Annotated in this window: 16 protein-coding genes and 1 tRNA gene; 15 read left to right on the plus strand and 2 right to left on the minus strand. The window is 72.6% G+C overall.

The genetic code is table 11. The annotated features are described in order from the left end of the window. Nucleotides 1-212 precede the first annotated feature (212 nt). From BJ965_RS23725 to BJ965_RS23770, 10 genes are all read left to right on the plus strand, one after another. Nucleotides 213-785, plus strand: a complete 573-nt coding sequence (locus BJ965_RS23725; protein WP_184917481.1) for a YqgE/AlgH family protein — start codon at nt 213-215, stop codon at nt 783-785. A gap of 29 nt (nt 786-814) precedes the next feature. After that, the gene (locus BJ965_RS23730) at nt 815-1,096 is read left to right on the plus strand and encodes a DUF3039 domain-containing protein (RefSeq protein WP_003990595.1); all 282 of its coding nucleotides are present in this window, start codon (nt 815-817) and stop codon (nt 1,094-1,096) included. A 210-nt stretch (nt 1,097-1,306) separates the two neighbouring features. Further along, nucleotides 1,307-2,605, plus strand: coding sequence for an extracellular solute-binding protein (locus tag BJ965_RS23735; protein ID WP_184910556.1), 1,299 nt, complete (start codon nt 1,307-1,309; stop codon nt 2,603-2,605). Between the two features lie 452 nt (nt 2,606-3,057). Continuing rightward, the gene (locus tag BJ965_RS23740) at nt 3,058-4,026 is read left to right on the plus strand and encodes a carbohydrate ABC transporter permease (protein ID WP_376777937.1); all 969 of its coding nucleotides are present in this window, start codon (nt 3,058-3,060) and stop codon (nt 4,024-4,026) included. Continuing rightward, complete coding sequence (locus BJ965_RS23745; RefSeq protein WP_184910558.1) at nt 4,023-4,868, plus strand: carbohydrate ABC transporter permease; 846 nt, start codon at nt 4,023-4,025, stop codon at nt 4,866-4,868. Before BJ965_RS23740 ends, BJ965_RS23745 begins: the two co-directional genes overlap by 4 nt. Before the next feature lies 1 nt (nt 4,869). Then, nucleotides 4,870-6,492: a beta-N-acetylhexosaminidase gene (locus BJ965_RS23750; protein ID WP_184910560.1), complete on the plus strand. Its 1,623-nt coding sequence runs from the start codon at nt 4,870-4,872 to the stop codon at nt 6,490-6,492. Nucleotides 6,493-6,751: 259 nt separating this feature from the next. Then, nucleotides 6,752-7,645, plus strand: coding sequence for an FAD binding domain-containing protein (locus BJ965_RS23755; RefSeq protein ID WP_030837740.1), 894 nt, complete (start codon nt 6,752-6,754; stop codon nt 7,643-7,645). Next, complete coding sequence (locus BJ965_RS23760; protein WP_184910562.1) at nt 7,642-9,888, plus strand: 2Fe-2S iron-sulfur cluster-binding protein; 2,247 nt, start codon at nt 7,642-7,644, stop codon at nt 9,886-9,888. Before BJ965_RS23755 ends, BJ965_RS23760 begins: the two co-directional genes overlap by 4 nt. Further along, nucleotides 9,885-12,194 carry a xanthine dehydrogenase family protein molybdopterin-binding subunit gene (locus tag BJ965_RS23765; protein WP_184910564.1) on the plus strand — a complete coding sequence of 770 codons (2,310 nt, stop codon included), beginning with the start codon at nt 9,885-9,887 and terminating at the stop codon, nt 12,192-12,194. The genes BJ965_RS23760 and BJ965_RS23765 overlap by 4 nt, the downstream gene beginning before the upstream one ends. A gap of 230 nt (nt 12,195-12,424) precedes the next feature. After that, entirely contained in the window at nt 12,425-13,591 is a 1,167-nt protein-coding gene (locus BJ965_RS23770; RefSeq protein ID WP_184910566.1) for an SUKH-4 family immunity protein, read from the plus strand. A gap of 11 nt (nt 13,592-13,602) precedes the next feature. Here the strand turns inward: BJ965_RS23770 and BJ965_RS23775 are convergent, their stop codons facing one another. After that, nucleotides 13,603-14,826, minus strand: coding sequence for a hypothetical protein (locus BJ965_RS23775; RefSeq protein ID WP_313666994.1), 1,224 nt, complete (start codon nt 14,824-14,826; stop codon nt 13,603-13,605). A 270-nt stretch (nt 14,827-15,096) separates the two neighbouring features. On the opposite strand from BJ965_RS23775, the gene BJ965_RS23780 reads away from it, so the two are divergent. Beyond that, nucleotides 15,097-15,474, plus strand: a complete 378-nt coding sequence (locus BJ965_RS23780; protein ID WP_184910570.1) for a hypothetical protein — start codon at nt 15,097-15,099, stop codon at nt 15,472-15,474. 3 nt (nt 15,475-15,477) lie between these two features. On the opposite strand, the gene BJ965_RS23785 is transcribed toward BJ965_RS23780, so the two are convergent. Further along, nucleotides 15,478-15,552 (minus strand) — tRNA-Cys (locus tag BJ965_RS23785). A gap of 206 nt (nt 15,553-15,758) precedes the next feature. Here BJ965_RS23785 and BJ965_RS23790 point away from each other — a divergent pair. The 4 genes from BJ965_RS23790 (at nt 15,759) to BJ965_RS23805 (ending at nt 20,077) form a co-directional block, all read left to right on the plus strand. After that, the gene (locus tag BJ965_RS23790) at nt 15,759-17,519 is read left to right on the plus strand and encodes an MFS transporter (protein WP_184910572.1); all 1,761 of its coding nucleotides are present in this window, start codon (nt 15,759-15,761) and stop codon (nt 17,517-17,519) included. A 40-nt stretch (nt 17,520-17,559) separates the two neighbouring features. Then, the gene (locus BJ965_RS23795) at nt 17,560-17,760 is read left to right on the plus strand and encodes a hypothetical protein (protein WP_184910574.1); all 201 of its coding nucleotides are present in this window, start codon (nt 17,560-17,562) and stop codon (nt 17,758-17,760) included. After that, nucleotides 17,757-18,140 (plus strand): type II toxin-antitoxin system death-on-curing family toxin, encoded by a 384-nt coding sequence (locus tag BJ965_RS23800; RefSeq protein ID WP_184910576.1) that lies wholly within the window; start codon nt 17,757-17,759, stop codon nt 18,138-18,140. Before BJ965_RS23795 ends, BJ965_RS23800 begins: the two co-directional genes overlap by 4 nt. Before the next feature lie 137 nt (nt 18,141-18,277). Continuing rightward, the gene (locus tag BJ965_RS23805) at nt 18,278-20,077 is read left to right on the plus strand and encodes a DEAD/DEAH box helicase (protein ID WP_030837766.1); all 1,800 of its coding nucleotides are present in this window, start codon (nt 18,278-18,280) and stop codon (nt 20,075-20,077) included. Nucleotides 20,078-20,151: the final 74 nt, after the last annotated feature.

Here is a 20,151-nt window from a genome sequence, read left to right on the forward strand (position 1 = left end):
AAAGGGTAATCGCCCACCACCCCCCTTCTGTAAGCCTGAGGAGGACCCAGACACGTCATAGCTCTGTCACAACACGAACCGTTCCGTTCCGGGCACATGGGGTCACGGCCGGTTTCGTGCGCGCCGAGCGCTCCGGTGCGCCCTGAGCTGCGTTCCCTCCCCGTGCCGCATTGCCTCCCCAAGCGGAGGGAGAATGCGGGATCATGTCTGCCATGACCGAGGTGTCCTCGCTCACAGGGCGGTTGCTCGTGGCCACCCCCGCCCTGGCGGACCCGAACTTCGACCGCGCGGTGGTGCTGCTCCTCGACCACGACGAGGAGGGCTCCCTCGGCGTCGTCCTCAACCGCCCCACCCCCGTGGACGTGGGGGACATCCTGGAGGGCTGGGGGGATCTCGCCGTGGAACCGGGCGTCGTGTTCCAGGGCGGCCCGGTGTCGCTGGACTCCGCGCTCGGGGTCGCGGTCGTCCCCGGCGGCGCGACGGGTGAGGCCGCCCCGCTGGGCTGGCGCCGGGTGCACGGCGCGATCGGTCTGGTCGATCTGGAGGCCCCGCCGGAGCTGCTGGCCTCCGCCCTCGGCTCCCTGCGCATCTTCGCCGGGTACGCCGGCTGGGGCCCGGGCCAGCTGGAGGACGAGCTGGTGGACGGCGCCTGGTACGTCGTCGAGTCGGAGCCCGGTGACGTCTCGTCCCCGTCTCCCGAGCGGCTCTGGCGTGAGGTGCTGCGCCGCCAGCGCAGCGAGCTGGCGATGGTGGCGACGTACCCGGACGACCCTTCGCTCAACTGATGGCTGTGAGCTTCAGTACCCTTGGCTCTATGAGCACTCTCGAGCCCGAGCGCGGGACTGGTACGGGGACCCTCGTTGAGCCGACGCCGCAGACCTCGCATGGTGACGGTGACCACGAGCGCTTCGCCCATTACGTCCAGAAGGACAAGATCATGGCGAGCGCCCTCGACGGCACCCCCGTCGTGGCGCTGTGCGGCAAGGTGTGGGTGCCGGGCCGCGATCCGAAGAAGTACCCCGTGTGTCCCATGTGCAAGGAGATCTACGAGTCCATGAGCTCCGGCGACGACGACAAGGGCAAGGGCGACAAGTAAGCCCGACCCGCGGGGCGTGAGGCCTCCAGGGTGCGTTTTGCGCGCCCTGGGGGCTTTTGTGCTGTCCGGGCGTTGCGCAGGGCGCGTCTGCCGGTCACAGAGTGGTTGAGACCTCTTGTGGGCGTGTTCATGCAGTCCCTAGCCTCCGAGTGTTGTGCACAGCGAAACCTTCATTGCGCATGTTGCAACACTCCCTCGGAGGAGCACTCCATGAAGCTGTCCGTCCGTTTTGCCGGGCTCACCGCGCTCGCCGCTCTCCTGGCCACCGCCTGCGCGCCCCAGACCTCCTCGAACTCCTCCTCCGACAAGGACGAGAAGACCGGCACGCTGCGCGTGTGGCTCTTCCAGGAGGTCGGCAACGCCCCCAAGCAGAAGGTCGTCGACTCCGTCGTCGCCCGCTTCGAGAAGGCCCACCAGGGCACGAAGGTCGACGTCGAGTACATCCCGGTCGACACCCGCGCCCAGCGCGTCAAGGCCGCCTTCAACGACCCCGCCTCCGCGCCCGACGTGATGGAGTACGGCAACACCGACACGGCCGGCTACGTGAAGGACGGCGGACTCCTCGACGTCACGGCGGAGTTCGGCGCGTGGGGCGAGGCGAAGGACACCGACCCGACGGCGAAGCAGTCGGTGACGGTGGACGGCAAGCTCTACGGCGCCCCGTTCTACGTCGGCGTCCGCGCCCTGTACTACCGCACGGACGTCTTCGAGGAGCTCGGCCTGTCCGTGCCGAGAACGATGGACGAACTCGCCTCCACCGCCCGCGCGATACGCGCCGCCAGGCCCGAGCTGTACGGGCTGGTGGTCGGCGGCGCCTACACCTACGGCGCGATGCCGTTCGTGTGGGCCAACGGCGGTGAACTCGCGAACGGCAAGAGCGGTTCGTACGCGTCCGGCATCGACAGCCCGCAGGCCCGCAAGGGCATCAAGGCGTACACGTCCCTCTTCGGCGACGACAACTGCCCGGCCGCCAAGTGCGCGGGCATGGGCGGCAACGACACGATCTCCGCGTTCGCCGCGGGCAAGGCGGGCATGGCGATCGGCGGCGACTTCAGCCACACCGCCGTCGAGGCCGGCAAGGTCAAGGGCAAGTACGCCGTCGTCCCGCTGCCGGGTGTGAAGTCCGGCTCGATCGCACCGGCCTTCGCGGGCGGCAACAACATCGGCGTCCTGAAGAGCACGTCCCACCGCACGCTCGCCGTGCGGTTGATGGAGCAGCTCGCCTCTAAGAAGACACAGGGCGAACTCTTCGACGCGATGGGCTTCCTGCCGACCTTCACGGACGTCCGGCAGCAGGTCGCGCAGCAGGAGCCGTTCGTGAAGCCCTTCGTGCGGACCCTTGCCGCCGGCACCAAGTTCGTCCCCGCGTCGCCCGCCTGGGCCCAGATCGACTCCTCCCTCGTCCTGCCGACGATGTTCCAGGAGGTCATCAGCGGCAAGAAGGACGTCGCGAAGGCCTCCGACGACGCCGCGAAGAAGATGAACGACGCGTTCGGCTCCGCGGGGTGAGCCCGGTGAACGACCGTGCGCGGTCCGAAGAAGCCGACCACCTGGCCGGGGCCGACTCGGCCGAGGCCGGGACCGGTTCGGCTGGAACTGGTTCGGTCGGGACCGGTTCGGCCGGTGCGGGTCCGGCGGCGGGTGAACCGGCGGTGGCCGACCGGGTTGCCGTCGGTCCGAGGAGCGCCGACTCGACTGAGGCCGGTCCGGCGGAGAGCGGTTCGGCGGGGGCGTACTCGGGTGGGGCGTACTCGGGTGGGGCCGACGCGACGGGGTGTGATGCGGGCGGGGGCGGCTCGGTGGGGCCTCACTCGGACGGAGCCGGCGCGCCGGGGCGCGACCTGAACCGGGGAGACCCAGGCAGGGGCGGCTCGGCCGGACCCGGTTCGGTCGGGAGCGGCTCGGTTGTCCCTCCGCGCGACCCAGCGGCCCCCGTCGGCGCGGCCGGCCCGGCCGTCGGGGTGCTGCCGGCCGTGCGTAAGGCCTCCGACGCCCACGCGCGGCGTGCCGGGCGACCGGGGGCGCGCCGGAGTGCGGCGGGCAGGGCCGGGCGCGTCCGGGGTGGCTGGACGCCCTGGCTGTATCTCGCGCCCGCGCTCGTCGTGCTCGGCGGGCTGCTCGTCTACCCGATCTACCAGCTCGGGCTGATCTCCTTCTTCCAGTACACGCAGGCGCAGGTCAGCGGCGGAGAGCCGGCCACCTTCGAGGGGTTCGGCAACTACGCCGAGCTGTTCGGGGACCCGCGGTTCTGGCAGGTGCTGCTCGCCACCGTGCTGTTCGCGGCCGCCTGTGTCGTCTCCACGCTCGCGGTCGGCTGCGCCCTGGCCGTGCTCCTCACCCGGGTCCGGGCCGTGCCGCGGCTCGCGCTGATGATGGCGGCCCTGGGCGCGTGGGCCACCCCGGCCGTGACCGGCTCCACGGTGTGGCTGTTCCTCTTCGACCCCGACTTCGGCCCGGTCAACCGCATGCTGGGGCTCGGCGACCACTCGTGGACCTACGGCCGTCTCAGCGCGTTCTTCCTCGTGCTGCTCGAAGTGGTCTGGTGCTCCTTCCCGTTCGTGATGGTGACCGTGTACGCGGGGATCCGCGCGGTACCCGGCGAAGTGCTGGAGGCCGCCTCCCTCGACGGCGCCTCGCAGTGGCGCATCTGGCGTTCCGTGCTCGCCCCGATGCTCCGGCCGATCCTGGTCGTCGTCACCATCCAGTCGGTCATCTGGGACTTCAAGGTCTTCACGCAGATCTACGTCATGACGGGCGGCGGCGGCATCGCCGGGCAGAACCTCGTCCTGAACGTCTACGCCTACCAGCAGGCCTTCGCGTCCTCGCAGTACGGCCTGGGCTCCGCGATCGGTGTCGTGACATTGCTGATCCTGCTCGCCGTCACCCTGGTCTACCTGCGGCTGCTACGCCGTCAGGGGGAGGAACTGTGAACCTTCCACGCGCCCGTGTGCGCCGCCCGGGCCGACTGGCCGCCGAGGCCTCCGCCCTGCTGATCGCGATCGTCGTGGCCTTCCCCCTGTACTGGATGGCGCTCAGCGCCTTCAAACCGGCCGGGGAGATCGAGTCCGGCGAACCCAGGCCGTGGACGCTCGCGCCCTCCCTGGATTCCTTCCGGCGCGTCTTCGGACAGCAGGAATTCGGCCGCTACTTCCTCAACAGCCTCGTCGTCGCGGGCTGCGTCGTGATCGCCTCCGGGCTGATCGCGTTTCTCGCCGCGACCGCCGTCACACGATTCCGGTTCCGCCTGCGGACCACCCTTCTGATCATGTTCCTGGTGGCCCAGATGGTGCCCGTGGAAGCCCTCACGATCCCCTTGTTCTTCCTCATGCGGGACGCCGGGCAGCTGAACACGCTGGGTTCGCTGATCCTGCCCCACATCGCCTTCTCGCTGCCCTTCGCGATCTGGATGCTGCGGGGGTTCGTGAAAGCCGTTCCGGAGGCGCTGGAGGAGGCCGCCTACATCGACGGGGCGAGCCGGGCGCGATTCCTCTGGCAGATTCTCTTCCCGCTCGTCCTGCCGGGTCTCGTGGCCACCAGCGTGTTCTCGTTCATCTCCGCCTGGAACGACTTCCTGTTCGCCAAGTCGTTCATCATCAGCGACACCTCGCAGTCGACGCTGCCGATGGCCCTCCTCGTCTTCTACAAGCCCGACGACCCGGACTGGGGCGGCGTCATGGCCGCCTCCACGGTCATGACGATCCCGGTCCTGGTCTTCTTCGTACTCGTACAGCGGCGCCTGGTCTCCGGACTGGGCGGAGCGGTGAAGGACTGACGTGACCGACCTGATCCCGGCGCCCCGCAGCGCCACCGCCGGCTCCGGCGAGGTGCGGCTGACGCGCGACTCCCGGCTCTGCGCCGACACCGCGACGGAGGGCGTCGGCCGCTGGCTGGGCGCCGCCCTCCGGCAGGCCACCGGCCTGCCGCTGCGCGAGGGGCGGGAGCCCGACGAGGCCGAGGGCGGCATCGGGCTGCGACTCGCACCCGGCCTCGGCCCCGAGGAGTACCGCCTCGTCAGCGACGGCTCCGGCGTCCTCGTCGAGGGCGGCGGCGCGGCCGGTGTCTTCTGGGGCGCCCAGACCCTGCGGCAGCTCCTCGGCCCCGACGCGTACCGCAGGGCCCCGCTCGATCGCGACCGCGTCTGGACCGTGCCGCACATGACGATCGAGGACGCCCCCCGATTCCGCTGGCGCGGCCTGATGCTCGACGTCGCGCGGCACTTCATGCCCAAGGACGGCGTGCTGCGTTACCTCGATCTGATGGCGGCGCACAAACTCAACGTCTTCCACTTCCACCTGACGGACGACCAGGGGTGGCGCATCGAGATCGAGCGGCATCCGCGGCTGACCGAGACCGGCTCCTGGCGCACCCGTACGAAAACCGGCCACCGCGCCTCGCCGTTGTGGGAGGACAAGCCGCACGGCGGTTACTACACCCAGGACGACATCCGCGAGATCGTCGCCTACGCCGCCGAGCGGCATATCACCGTCGTCCCCGAAATCGACGTGCCGGGCCACTCGCAGGCCGCCATCGCCGCGTACCCGGAACTCGGCAACACCGACGTCATCGACTCCACCGCCCTCACCGTCTGGGACACCTGGGGGATCAACCCGAACGTACTCGCCCCCACCGACAACACCCTGCGCTTCTACGAGGGCGTCTTCGAGGAAGTGCTCGAGCTGTTCCCCTCGGAGTTCGTCCACGTCGGCGGCGACGAATGCCCCAAGGACCAGTGGCGCCGGTCGGAGACCGCACAGGCGCGGATCAGGGAACTCGGGCTCGCGGACGAGGACGAGCTCCAGTCCTGGTTCGTCGGGCACTTCGACGCGTGGCTCTCCGCGCGTGGGCGCCGGCTGATCGGCTGGGACGAGATCCTGGAAGGCGGGCTGGCCGAGGGCGCCGCCGTCTCCTCCTGGCGCGGTTACGCGGGAGGCATCGCCGCCGCCCGGTCCGGCCACGACGTCGTCATGTGCCCCGAGCAGCAGGTGTACCTGGACCACCGTCAGGACCCGGGCCCCGAGGAGCCGGTACCGATCGGGTGGGTGCGCACCCTGGAGGACGTCTACCGGTTCGAGCCCGTTCCCCCGGAGTTGACGCCCGAGGAGGCCCGCCATGTGCTGGGCACCCAGGCCAACCTGTGGACCGAGGTGATGGAGGACCACGCGCGCGTGGACTATCAGGCCTTCCCCCGTCTCGCGGCCTTCGCGGAGGTCGCCTGGAGCGCCCTGCCCGCCCCGACGGAAAGGGACTTCGCCGGCTTCCGGCGCCGTATGGACGCGCACTACCGGCGGCTCGACGCCCTGGGCGTCGCCTACCGGCCCCCCACAGGCCCCCTGCCCTGGCAGCGGCGCCCCGGGGTGCTCGGCCGTCCGATCGACGGCCCGCCGCCCCACCGGTAACGGCGCCCGTCACGACCGAACAGCTCGAACAGGCCACGGAAAAAGCGCACAAGGGTCACCGAAAGTGCCAATCGGCACGCACTGGTGAACCAGTGCGAAAACGGACCATCTCGCCGGTGAGGTGGGCGAATGCCTCCTAGCGGACCCGTGTCTTCGGCTCTCGCCAAGATGTGCCAGAGTTGCCACGTCCGCCCTGTCAGCACGTACCGTACGGCAGCACAGGTGGGACCAGGTGGGGCAGCGGGAAGGGGCAGCCGGTTTGACCACGCACGCACCGCAGGCGGCGCAGGCCGTCACGCTGCCCACGACGCTGGACGAGGCCGTCGCGGCGCTCACCGCCGTGCCCGCCGCCGTGCCCGTCGCGGGCGGCACCGACCTGATGGCCGCCGTCAACTCCGGGCAGCTCAGGCCCGCCGCCCTGGTGGGGCTCGGCCGGATCAGCGAGATCCGCGGCTGGCAGTACCTGGACGGTCACGCACTGCTCGGCGCGGGCCTCACGCACGCGCGTATGGGCCGCCCCGACTTCGCGGCCCTGATCCCGGCGCTCGCCGCCGCCGCACGCGCAGCGGGCCCGCCGCACATCCGCAACGCGGGCACCCTGGGCGGCAACATCGCCTCGGCCGCTCCCACCGGGGACGCGCTGCCGGTGCTGGCCGCCCTGGAGGCGACACTGATCGTCGCGGGCCCGGGCGGAGCCCGCCGGGAGATCCCCGTGTCGCACCTGCTGGCCGGGATGGACATGCTGCGCGCCGGCGAACTCATCGGCTACGTGCGCGTACCGCTTCTGCACGCCCCGCAGGTCTTCCTCAAGGCGACCGGCCGGACCGGCCCGGGGCGCGCGGTGGCGTCCGTGGCCCTGGTCCTGGACCCGGCGCGCCGGGGTGTGCGCTGCGCGGTGGGCGCCATAGCGCCGATGCCGCTGCGGCCCCTGGACGCCGAGCAGTGGGTCGCCGGCCTCATCGACTGGGACAACAACCGCGCGCTCGTCCCCGAGGCGCTGAGCGCCTTCGGCGAGTACGTCGCCGCGGCCTGCATCCCCGACGCGGCGCCGGCCGAGGACGGCTCGGTCGCACAGCTTCCGCCCGCCGTACTGCACCTGCGGCGCACCGTCGCCGCGCTGGCCCGACGAGCACTGGGGAGGGCGCTGTCGTGAGCGACGACCAGCACGGAGAGGGCACGCCCCGGGGCGGCAGCCGCTGGGACCCGCTGCCCCAGGGCGAGTACGACGACGGCGCCACCGCCTTCGTCCAACTCCCCGAGGGGGGCGTCGACGCCCTGCTGGCCGCCGACAGCCCCCTGGCCGCACCCGGACACGGCTACGTTCCGCCGCAGATAACGGTCAACCCTGCGACGACCGCCGGAATCGACCCGGCCGCCACGGGCGCGTGGCCGGTACCGGGTGCCCCGGTCGACGGGGCGCAGTGGCACGACCCGAACGCCGGGCACCAGCAGTACGACCACGAGCACGGCGCGCACCACCAGCAGGGCCACGACGTGCCCGAGCAGTCCTACGGCGGCACGGACGCGCCCTACGGTCCCGACGCGCCCCACGGTCCCGGCACGCCCTACGGTCCCGACGCGACGGCGCGGCCGCACGGCGGCGACGACCGGTTCACGTACAACCCGGGGACGACCGGGCAGTGGAACTTCGAGGAGACCGCGGCGGCCGCCGGAGGCGCGCCCGGCCATGACGTGACCGGGCAGTGGTCCATCCCCGTCGCCGGGGGCGACCTTCCCGACGAGTCGGGTGAGTTCACCACGTCCTCCCTGGTCGAGCAGTGGGGCGGCACCCCGCCGGCCACGCTGCCCGGCGGCGCGGCCGCGCCTTGGGCGACGCAGGCCACGGGCCGGCCGTGGGGACAGGACCCGCAGGACACGGCGGGCCACGGGCAGGGCGACGCCGCCCCCGCTTCCGGATACGCGCAGGGCTCCGGATACGCACCGGAGCAGCAGGCCGCCGGGCCGCTGCCGCAGGAGGCGGGCCCGGAGGCCGGGCCCGGACACCACCCGCAGGATGTCCACGCGCCGGGCGTCCACGAGGACACCGGTCACGGTCACGCCCATCGGCCCGGGGAGTTCGGCCACGGCCCGGAGACGCCGGGCGACGGCCACGCGCCGCAGCCCCCGGGGAGTGCCGCGTACGCGCCGGGGGAGCCCGGGGCCGCCGGCCACGCGGTGGACCCGTCCCGTTTCGCCGACCCCGGTGCCGAGCCGTCCGACTTCGCCGAGCACCGGCCGGAACACCCGGAGCTCGCCGAGCACCGGCCGGAACACCCGGATTTCGCCGAACACGGGCCGGACGCGTCCGGCTCCGCCGGTCACGCCGCCGGGCAGCCCTACAGCGAGGCCCATGACGGGTTCTCCGGGGAGCCCGGGCCCGGGGCGCACCCGGAACCGGCCGCGCTTCCGCAGGACGCCCAGGAGGCCTCACAGGCCGCTCCCGACCTCGGTGAGGCCGGTGCGCCCTCCGAGTTCCCCGAGGACGCTCCAGGGCCCCCAGAGGCCGCCGACAGCCCCCCAGAGCCCGCTGCCGGGCCCCTCCCGGACGCGTACGTCGGCACCGACCCGGAGACCGCCGACGGCGAGACCCCGGCCGAGGACCAGATTCCGGCTGAGGACCCGGCGCCGGCCGAGGACCCGACTCCGGCCGATGACCAGGTCCCGGACGAAGACACGGCCCCCGCCGCGACCGCCCCGTCCGCGGCCGCCCCGCACGACGTACCCCCGGCTGCCCCCCAGGAGGAACACCCCCTCGCCTCCTACGTCCTGCGCGTCAACGGCACCGACCGTCCCGTGGGCGACGCCTGGATCGGCGAGTCCCTGCTGTACGTGCTGCGCGAGCGGCTCGGACTCGCGGGCGCCAAGGACGGCTGCTCGCAGGGCGAGTGCGGCGCGTGCAACGTCCAGGTCGACGGGCGGCTCGTGGCGTCCTGCCTCGTCCCGGCCGTGACCGCCGCCGGCAGCGAGGTCCGCACCGTCGAGGGCCTGGCCGAGGACGGGCAGCCGTCGGACGTGCAGCGGGCGCTCGCGCGCTGCGGCGCCGTGCAGTGCGGCTTCTGCGTCCCCGGCATGGCGATGACCCTGCACGACCTGCTGGAAGGCAACCCGGCGCCCACCGAGCTGGAGACCCGCCAGGCACTGTGCGGCAACCTGTGCCGCTGCTCCGGCTACCGGGGCGTGGTGGACGCCGTCCAGGAAGTCGTCGCCGAACGACAGGCGCACTCCACGCCCGCCGACGGCGACTCCGACGAGCCCCGCATCCCGCACCAGGCGGGCCCGGGCGCCGGTGGCGTGAACGCATCGGCCTTCGGAGCGCCCCCGCAACCGCACACCCCGGAACCGCACTCCCCAGAAGCGCACGACCAGCCCTACGGCCAGGACGGAGGCCCCGCGTGAGCAACGAAGCAGCCACCGCTCAGGCCGCGGAGGCCGCCCCCGCCCCCGAACCGCTTCCGCACGGCATCGGCGCCTCGCTCCCGCCGGCCGACGCCCGCGCCAAGACGGAGGGCACGTTCCCGTACGCCGCCGACCTCTGGGCCGAGGGCCTGCTGTGGGCGGCCGTGCTGCGCTCACCGCACCCGCACGCGCGCATCGTGTCCATCGACACCACCCACGCGCGTGAGATGCCCGGCGTCCGCGCCGTCGTCACCCACGAGGACATCCCCGGCAGGCCGTTGCACGGCCGTCGCACGGCCGACCGCCCGGTCTTCGCCTCCGAGGTCGTGCGCCACCACGGCGAGCCCATCGCCGCCGTAGCCGCCGACCACCCGGACACCGCGCGCATGGCGGCGGCCGCCGTCATCGTCGAGTACGAGGTACTCGACCCGGTCACCGACCCGGAGCAGGCCTTCGAGGCGGAGCCGCTGCACCCCGACGGCAACCTGATCCGGCACATCCCGCTGCGCCACGGCGACCCCGAGGCGGCCGGCGAGATCGTCGTCGAGGGCCTCTACCGCATCGGACGCCAGGACCCCGCGCCCATCGGCGCCGAGGCCGGCCTCGCCGTGCCGCGGCCGGACGGCGGAGTGGAGCTGTACCTCGCCTCCACCGACCCGCACGCCGACCGCGACGCGGCCGCCGCCGCGTTCGGCCTGGAACCCGAGCGCGTCAAGGTCGTCGTGACCGGCGTCCCCGGCGCCACCGCCGACCGCGAGGACCAGGGCTTCCAGCTCCCGCTCGGCCTGCTCGCGCTGCGCACCGGCTGCCCGGTGAAGCTCACCGCCACGCGCGAGGAGTCCTTCCTCGGCCACGTCCACCGGCACCCGACCCTGCTGCGCTACCGCCACCACGCCGACGGCGAGGGCAGACTCGTCAAGGTCGAGGCGCAGATCCTGCTCGACGCGGGCGCCTACGCCGACACCTCCTCCGAAGCCCTGGCCGCAGCCGTCGCCTTCGCCTGCGGCCCCTACGTCGTCCCGAACGCCTTCATCGAGGGCTGGGCCGTACGCACCAACAACCCGCCGTCCGGCCACGTACGCGGCGAAGGCGCCATGCAGGTCTGCGCCGCCTACGAGGCGCAGATGGACAAGATCGCCAAGAAGCTCGGCCTCGACCCGGCGGAAGTACGGCTGCGCAACGCCCTGGCGACCGGCGACGTGCTGCCGACCGGCCAGACCGTGACCTGCCCGGCCCCGGTCGCCGAACTGCTCCAGGCCGTACGGGACTTCCCGCTGCCGCCACTGCCCAAGGACACCCCCGAGGACGAGTGGCTGCTGCCCGGCGGGCCCGAGGGCGCGGGCGAACCGGGCGCGGTGCGCCGGGGCGTGGGCTACGGCGTGGGCATGGTGCACATGCTCGGCGCGGAGGGCGCGGACGAGGTCTCCACGGCGACCGTGAAGGTCCACGACGGTGTCGCGACGGTCCTGTGCGCGGCCGTCGAGACCGGCCAGGGCTTCACCACCCTGGCCCGGCAGATCGTCCAGGAGACACTCGGCATCGACGAGGTGCACGTCGCGCCGGTCGACACCGACCAGCCCCCGGCGGGCGCGGGCTGCCGCGGCCGCCACACCTGGGTCTCGGGCGGGGCGGTGGAGCGCGCGGCCAAGATGGTCCGCACGCAGCTCCTCCAGCCGCTGGCCCACAAGTTCGGCATGTCGACGGAGCTGCTCCAGATCACCGACGGCAAGATCACGTCGTACGACGGGGTCCTCTCCACGACCGTCACCGAGGCGCTGGACGGCAAGGAACTGTGGGCCACGGCCCAGTGCCGCCCGCACCCGACCGAGCCGCTGAACGAGACCGGTCAGGGCGACGCGTTCGTGGGCATGGCCTTCTGCGCGATCCGCGCGGTGGTGGACGTGGACATCGAGATCGGTTCCGTACGGGTCGTGGAACTGGCCGTCGCCCAGGACGTGGGCCGCGTCCTGAACCCGGCCCAGCTCGCCGCCCGGATCGAGGCGGGCGTGACGCAGGGCGTCGGCATCGCCCTCACGGAGAACCTCCGCACGCCGCGCGGCATCGTCCGCCACCCCGACCTGACCGGCTACGCCCTCCCGACCGCCCTCGACGCACCCGACATCCGCATCGTCCGGCTGGTCGAGGAACGGGACGTGGTCGCCCCCTTCGGGGCCAAGGCGGTCAGCGCGGTGCCGGTGGTGACCTCCCCGGCGGCCGTCGCGTCCGCCGTCCGGGCCGCGACGGGCCGCCCCGTGAACCGCCTCCCGATCCGCCCCCAGGCCGCGGTGGTGACGGAACGGGCCTGAGGCGTTTCCGCGAAAAGGGAACGCGAGGAGGTGCTCCGAGCGTCTTGTGAGATGACGCGGCGTGGTCGCTTGTGAGGTGACGCGGCGTGGTCGTCGGACGCGCGTCGCCGGTCCGGGGCGTTGTCAGTGGTGGGGCTTACTGTTCTGGGCAGTGGGGAACGACTGCCGGGCTTCGCCGGGCGGTCCGCCGTGCTCCGCCAGGGGACGGTGAGCAAGCACAGGGGGAGCCCATGAGTACGACCGACGCCGGTTCCGCGGTGATCACCCTGACCGAGTCCGAGCTGGACCCGTGGGTGACGCACGCGTCCACGCGGCACTGGCTGACCGGCCCCGGACTGCCCTGCGACAGCGGCGTGCTGAGCTTCGCCGAGCTGGGCCGCGAGGGCCTGCGCACGGTCGCCGACTCGACGGGCGACCCGGACGACCGCCTCTCCGCGGAACTGCGCGAACAGCTGGTGATAGGCGGACTGCTGGGCCCCGGCGGCCTGGAGACCGAGTCGGTCCTGCTGGACGGCGCGACGGGCGAGATCTCGACGGCGTACGTCCTGCACGACCGCCCCGACCTGATGGACCGCCGGCCCCTGGCCCCCTCCCTGCGGACACTGGTCCGCTTCGCGGAGGCCACGGACGAACTGGCGGGCTTGCGCGGCCAGTTCGCCTCCTACGCGGGCCGCTACGGCCCCAAGGCGGTGGCGCAGGCCTCCCAGCATCTGCTGGCGGTGTTCCGCGACGGCGCGGACGGCGAACCGGCCCCGTTCTGGAAGATGGCGGCGCTGATCCGCCCGCTGTCCCTGGTGGCGGGCCGGGGCGGCGCGTCCGGCCTCTCCCTGGACCTCCCGCACCGCCTCCTGGACCAGGAGTTCGGCCCCGGCAAGGTGGCCCGCTTCGAGGACGTCGACTTCCCGTCGACCCTCACGCACGAACCGACCCGCCGCTTCCTGCGCGAGGTGGGCCTGCCGGAGGACGCCCACGTCTTCTCCCTGGACACGGACGTCCCGCTGGCGACGCTCGCCGAGTACCACGCCGACGGCGACGCCCCTGCGGAACTCCCCGCGGGTGCCCACCGACTGATCCGCCTCGGCCACCTGGTCGAGGACAACAGCCTGGTCATCGACGGCGCGACGGGCGCGGTCCTGAACTGGAGCGAACCCGACGCGACGCTGTACCCGCTCAACACGGACGTGTCGACGCTCGCCTTCACCCTCTGGCTGCTGCACCGCGAGCGCGCGATAGACGCCCAGTCGTCCCACGAGCTGACGACCGACACCTACGACCAGCTGGCCATGACGATGCTCCAGGTCCTGTCGACCGTGGACCCGACGGGCGTGACCGCGAGCGGAACGGTCCGTCACTACTGGACGGACGCGTTCCAGGACGGGGCCGGCGGGGTGCTCTGACGGCCCTGCCGTCAGGCGGACTTGGCGGCGCTGCGGCGGCGTACGGCGAAGACCAGGCCGCCACCGATCACCGCGGTGGCGGCAGCGGCACCGGCGAGGAGCGGAGCGCCGTCGGAGCCGGTGGTGGCGAGGCTGCCGCCGCTGGTGCCGCCGGTCGTGGTGCCGGTGGTGCCGGTGGAGCCGCCGGTCGCCGTGTCGGCCGAGGCCGAAGGGGAGGCCGTGGCGCCCGTACCGCCCGCGGCCTGGCCCTCGGGGGCGTTGCCGTCCTCGCCGTTGCCGGAGCCACCGTCGGCGCCGTCCGAGGGGCTCGGCTCGGGCTCGTAGTCGCTCGGCAGGTCGATGCCGATCGTGGCCGTGTTGTTGGCGCGGTTCGTGTCGTACGCGGGCGCGATGTCGTAGACGGACGACGCCTTGATCTCGCCCTCGGTGTCCTGCGCGGACTCCTTGATCTTCAGCGTGAAGGTGTACGCCAGTGACTGCCCGGCGTCGAGGGTCCCGTCCTGCGGCCAGCACACGTACTTGGGCTTGCCCGTGGTCCCCTGCGGCCCGCTCGGCCCGTCGATCCCGAACGGCGCGCAGTCCTTCGGCACGCCGACGGCCACGGTGCCCGGCGGGATCTGCACCAGCAGGCCCGGGAGGTCGTCGCTCTCCTGGTTCTGCACCCACCCGGGGCCGTCGTTGCGCAGGGTCGCCGTGACCGACTGCTCATCGCCGGCCAGCCCCTCCATCTCCTCGCCGACGGCGACGAGATCGGCGGTGTTGTCCGCGGTCAGGGTGAGCCGCCGGTAGCTGTCGTCGAATCCCTCACCCGGGGCGTCACCGGTCGCGCTCGTGCCGTACTCGACAGCCTCCATCAGGGCCTTGCCCAGCGCCTTGAACCGTACGGGCGTGGTGACGGAGGCGCCGGGCTCGACGACCGTGTCGAGTTCACAGACCGCCTGCCTGACCTGGTCCTTGACGGTCGAGTAGGTGCAGCCCTTCACCTGCTCGGGAAAGTCCAGCCCACGCGTCAGACGCACCCGGAAGGTGACCCCGTCGACGGTGGCCGTGCCCTTGTTGGTGAGAGTGACGGACTTGTCGTACACCTCGCCCGGCTTCGGAGCCGCGGACGGCAGGGCCGACACGACCAGTTCGGGCTCGCCCCCCTCGGCGTGCGCCAGGGGAGCGGCGACGGCGGGACCGGCGACGGCGATCACGGCAGCGGCCAGGACGGCTGCCGGGGGGCGGAGGTGCACGGTGGTTCTCCTCGTCGGGTTTCCTCGTCGGCCCCGGAAGGCACGACGACCGGAGCATGGGCTACCGGTCATGTCCTGGACACCTGAGAGGGGCCCGGGGTTGTGCACGAGTTTCCGAACACGTCGCGAGGGTCTGGCCGACGTGAGATGACGGCCCCCGGCCGAGCTCCCGTAGCAGATCCCCGAGAGGACCAATAGGCTGCTCAGAGGGGTCGACATGTTCGATCCGAGGAGCCTCCCACGAGGAAGAGCAGAACCGGCGTCTGGCGCGTGACGGGAGTTCTCACCGCGCTCGCCACGGCCGCCGCGATCGCCTCTGTAGCCCCGGCCCAGGCCCAGGCCACCGCTCAACTGTCCGCCTCCGTCAGTGACGGCTGGGGCAGCGGCACCATCATCAGCCGGCCGGCCGGGATCAACTGCCACCAGGAGGCGTGGGACCCCTACGCCTCCAACACCCCGCAGCCGAACCCGACGGGCACGTGCACCGCGAGCTTCGAGGTCGGAACGACGGTCACCTTCACCGCCACACCTGACACGGGGTCGTCGATCAACGATGGACCCACACCGAATCCCGTGACGATCCACACCGGTTACAACTACACGTGGGTCATGTTCTGCCCGAACGAGGGTCTCTGCTCGGCGGGCTGACGCTGGAGGCCGTGGCGGGATTCGAACCCACGTAACTCGCTTTGCAGGCGAGCCCCTGAACCACTCGGGCACACGGCCTTGTTCGGACGTGACGTCGAACTCGGTGTAGTGACCGTACGGGGCTCTCGGAGGGTCGCTCAAGGGCATCCGGTGGGATGCAACGTGACTGCCACACGCCGTTTATGGAAGGCGGTGGCGAAGGGGAGGGCGTACGACCAAGGTCTGAGGCCGGGGCCGCCTCACGACAGGGGTCAAAGGGGCGTGCGGACCTTACGCTGGCGGGCATGCCTGACTCCAAGCCGCGTGACGTCGATGTCGTGAGTGCTGCCGTCCCCTCTTCTCCAGCCGAGGGAGACGAGGGTGTGCTGGGGCCGGGATACCGGGCCCTGAGCGTCGGGATCGTCTCCGTCGTGCTGCTCATCGCCTTCGAGGCGACCGCCGTGGGGACGGCGATGCCCGTCGCCGCACGGGAACTGGACGGGGTGTCCCTGTACGCGTTCGCGTTCTCCGGGTACTTCACGACCAGTCTGTTCGGGATGGTGCTCTCCGGTCAGTGGTCCGACCGGCGCGGCCCCCTCGGCCCGTTGACGACGGGCATCGCCTCCTTCGGCGCCGGGCTGCTGTTGTCGGGGACCGCCGGGTCGATGTGGGTGTTCGTCCTGGGCCGGGCCGTGCAGGGGTTCGGCGGCGGGCTGGTGATCGTCGCGCTGTACGTCGTCGTCGGGCGGGCCTATCCGGAGCGGTTGCGGCCGGCCATCATGGCGGCGTTCGCCGCGAGTTGGGTGCTGCCGTCGATCGTCGGCCCGCTCGCCGCCGGCACGGTGACCGAACAGCTGGGGTGGCGATGGGTGTTCGTCGGGATACCCCTGCTCGTCGTCTTCCCGGTCGCGCTCGCGCTGCCGCAGATACGGCGTCGGGCGTCCGGCCCGGCGGGGCACACAGCTGCCGAGTCCGCCGCGGCGAAGAGTCCAAGCCTGCCCGTCCCCGCGGACGGGACCGCCCTCGCGGACCTGCCCGCCCTCGCGGACCTGCCCGTCCTCGCGGAACGGACCGCCCTCGCCGACCGGCCTGTCGCGCCGGATCCGGTGCGGGCAACCGACCGGCCCGCCCCGCCGGGCCCGGTGCGGGCAACCGGCCGCCCCGCCTCGCCCGACCCGGTGCAGGCAACCGACCAGCCTGTCGCGCCGGACCCGGTGCGGGCAACCAGCCGCCCCGCCCCACCGGCCAACCCGCCCGCCCCACCGGCCAACCCGCCCGCCTCCGTCGACCGTCGGCGCATCCGGCTCGCCCTGGGCATCTCCCTCGGCGCCGGGCTGCTCCAGTACGCCGCCCAGGACCTGCGCCCGCTCTCGCTGCTGCCCGGCGCCGTCGGTGTGGCCCTGCTCGTGCCTGCCGTGCTCGGGCTGCTCCCGCGGGGCACGTACCGGGCCGCGCGCGGGCTGCCGTCGGTCGTGCTGCTGCGCGGCGTCGCCGCCGGGTCGTTCATCGCCGCGGAGTCGTTCGTGCCGTTGATGCTGGTCACGCAGCGCGGGCTCAGTCCGACGCTGGCCGGGTTCTCGCTCGCCGCGGGCGGCGGGACGTGGGCGCTGGGCTCGTGGGTGCAGTCGCGGCCGCGGGTGGAGCCGTACCGGGAGCGGCTGACCACGGTCGGGATGCTGCTGGTGGCGGCGGCCGTCGCCGCGGCGCCGAGTGTGCTGATCGAGTCCGTGCCCGTCTGGACCCTGGCCGTCGCCTGGGCGTTCGGCTGCTTCGGGATGGGGCTCGTGATCTCCTCCACCAGCGTGCTCCTGCTCAAGCTCTCCACCCCCGAGGAGGCCGGTACCAACTCCGCCGCCCTCCAGATCTCCGACGGCCTGTCCAACGTCGTCCTGCTGTCCGCCGGCGGCGCCGCGTTCGCCGCGCTGGGCGGCGGCGCGGTCTCCCACACGGCCACCCATGCCTCCGGCTCCCACCCGGCCGCCTTCACCGCGGTGTTCCTGCCGATGGCGGCGGTGGCCCTGGCCGGTGCCTGGGTGTCGACCCGGCTGCGGGAGCGACGGCAGTAAAGCGCTCGTCTCCTTCGCGACCCGGCCGTAGCCTCTGCGCATGTCCCTCCTCGATCTGCCCCTCGACCCCGGCCTGCGGACCGCCCTCGACGACCTCGCCGACGCCCAGGGCCGTACGCCCGAAGAGGTGGCGCTGCACGCCGTACGCGGATATCTGAGCCAAGAGGGCGCGCGCGTGCGCACCGTCGCGGAGGGGCTCGCGCGTCACCACGCCGACCTGCTGAGGAGGCTCGGCGAATGACAGGGGCCACCCGGTACCTGACCGTCGACGAGGTCACCGCCATCGCCGAGGTCGCCTTCGGCGGGCGGCCGCCCGAGGCGCGCGCTCCCGGGCTGCTCGCCTCCGCCGTGCACCGCCCCCGCGCCCGGATGTTCGGCACGGCCGCCTACGACGACCTGTACGAGCAGGCGGCCGCCCTGCTCCACGCCCTCGCTGCCAACCATCCCCTCGTCGACGGCAACAAGCGCACCGCCTGGCTGGCCACCGCCACCTTTCTCGCCCTCAACGGTGTCGACCTGGCCGGGGCGGACCATGACACGGCGTACGCGCTGGTCGTCGACGTCGCCTCCGGGACCGAGGCGGAGGTCGGGAGGATCGCGGGACGGTTGAGGGGGCTGTGACGTCGGTCCCACCCGCCGGTGACCCGGCCCGGTCCGCGCGTCGACCGGCTCGGGGCGCCGGTAGGGTGGCCCGGTTGTCATACGTAGCCGAGCCGTCAGGCTCCCTCGCACGAGCCGCCCGACCCCCAACGGAGACCGTGACTACCACCGCCGGCACCAGTTCTGCCTCGCACCACCTGTCCCCGGCGTTCCCCGGCCGCGCCCCCTGGGGTACCGCCAGCAAGCTGCGAGCCTGGCAGCAGGGCGCGATGGAGAAGTACATCCAGGAACAGCCGCGGGACTTCCTCGCGGTCGCCACCCCCGGCGCCGGCAAGACGACCTTCGCGCTGACGCTGGCCTCCTGGATGCTGCACCACCACGTCGTGCAGCAGGTGACCGTGGTCGCCCCGACCGAGCACCTGAAGAAGCAGTGGGCCGAGGCCGCGGCGCGGATAGGGATCAAGCTCGACCCGGAGTACAGCGCCGGGCCGCTCGGCCGGGAGTACCACGGGGTCGCCGTGACGTACGCCGGTGTCGGCGTACGGCCGATGCTGCACCGCAACCGCGTGGAGCAGCGCAAGACGCTCGTCATCCTCGACGAGATCCACCACGCCGGTGACAGCAAGTCCTGGGGCGAGGCCTGTCTCGAGGCCTTCGAGCCCGCGACCCGGCGGCTCGCCCTGACCGGTACGCCCTTCCGGTCCGACACCAACCCCATCCCCTTCGTGACGTACGAGGAGGGCAACGACGGGATCCGGCGGTCCGCCGCCGACTACACCTACGGCTACGGCAACGCTCTCGCCGACAACGTCGTGCGGCCCGTCATCTTCCTCTCCTACAGCGGCAACATGCGCTGGCGCACCAAGGCCGGTGACGAGATCGCCGCCCGGCTCGGCGAGCCCATGACCAAGGACGCCATCAGCCAGGCCTGGCGGACCGCGCTGGATCCGCGCGGTGAGTGGATGCCGTCCGTGCTGCGCGCGGCGGACCAGCGGCTGACCGAGGTGCGGAAGGCCATCCCCGACGCGGGCGCCCTCGTCATCGCCTCCGACCAGGACTCGGCGCGCGCCTACGCCAAGCTCATCCGGGAGATCACCGGCAGTAAGGCCACCCTCGTCCTGTCGGACGACTCCGGCGCCTCCGAGCGGATCGACGAGTTCAGCGCGAACAACGACCGGTGGATGGTCGCGGTGCGGATGGTGTCCGAGGGCGTCGACGTGCCGCGGCTCGCGGTGGGCGTCTACGCCACCACCATCTCGACCCCCCTCTTCTTCGCCCAGGCCGTCGGGCGTTTCGTGCGGTCCCGGCGGCGCGGCGAGACCGCCTCGGTGTTCCTGCCGACCGTGCCCGACCTGCTCTCCTTCGCCAACGAGATGGAGCGCGAGCGCGACCACGTCCTCGACAAGCCCAAGAAGGAGGGCGAGGAGGACCCGTACGCCGAGTCCGAGAAGGAGATGGACGAGGCGAACCGGGAGCAGGACGAGGACACCGGCGAGCAGGAGCAGTTCTCCTTCGAGGCGCTGGAGTCCGAGGCCGTCTTCGACCGGGTCATGTACAACGGCGCCGAGTTCGGCATGCAGGCGCACCCGGGCAGCGAGGAGGAGCAGGACTACCTCGGCATCCCGGGGCTGCTCGAGCCCGACCAGGTGCAGCTGCTGCTGCAGAAGCGGCAGGCCCGGCAGATCGCGCACAGCCGCAAGAAGCCCGACGAGGAAGCCGACCTGCTCGAAATGCCCGCCGAGCGGCGACCGGTCGTCTCCCACAAGGAGATGATGGAGCTGCGGCGGCAGCTCAACACGATGGTCGGCGCGTACGTCCACCAGAGCGGCAAGCCGCACGGGGTGATCCACACGGAGCTGCGTCGCGTGTGCGGGGGGCCTCCGGCGGCCGAGGCGACGGCCGGGCAGTTGCGGCAGCGGATCACCAAGGTGCAGGAGTGGGCCACGCGGATGAAGTGATGCCCTTCGCCCACCCTGCCTGGGTGGGTTCCGGATGTGTGGGTGTCGTGTGTGCTCGTGGTGCGGAGCGAGTC

Source organism: Streptomyces luteogriseus (assembly GCF_014205055.1).
Classification (GTDB): Bacteria; Actinomycetota; Actinomycetes; order Streptomycetales; family Streptomycetaceae; genus Streptomyces; species Streptomyces luteogriseus.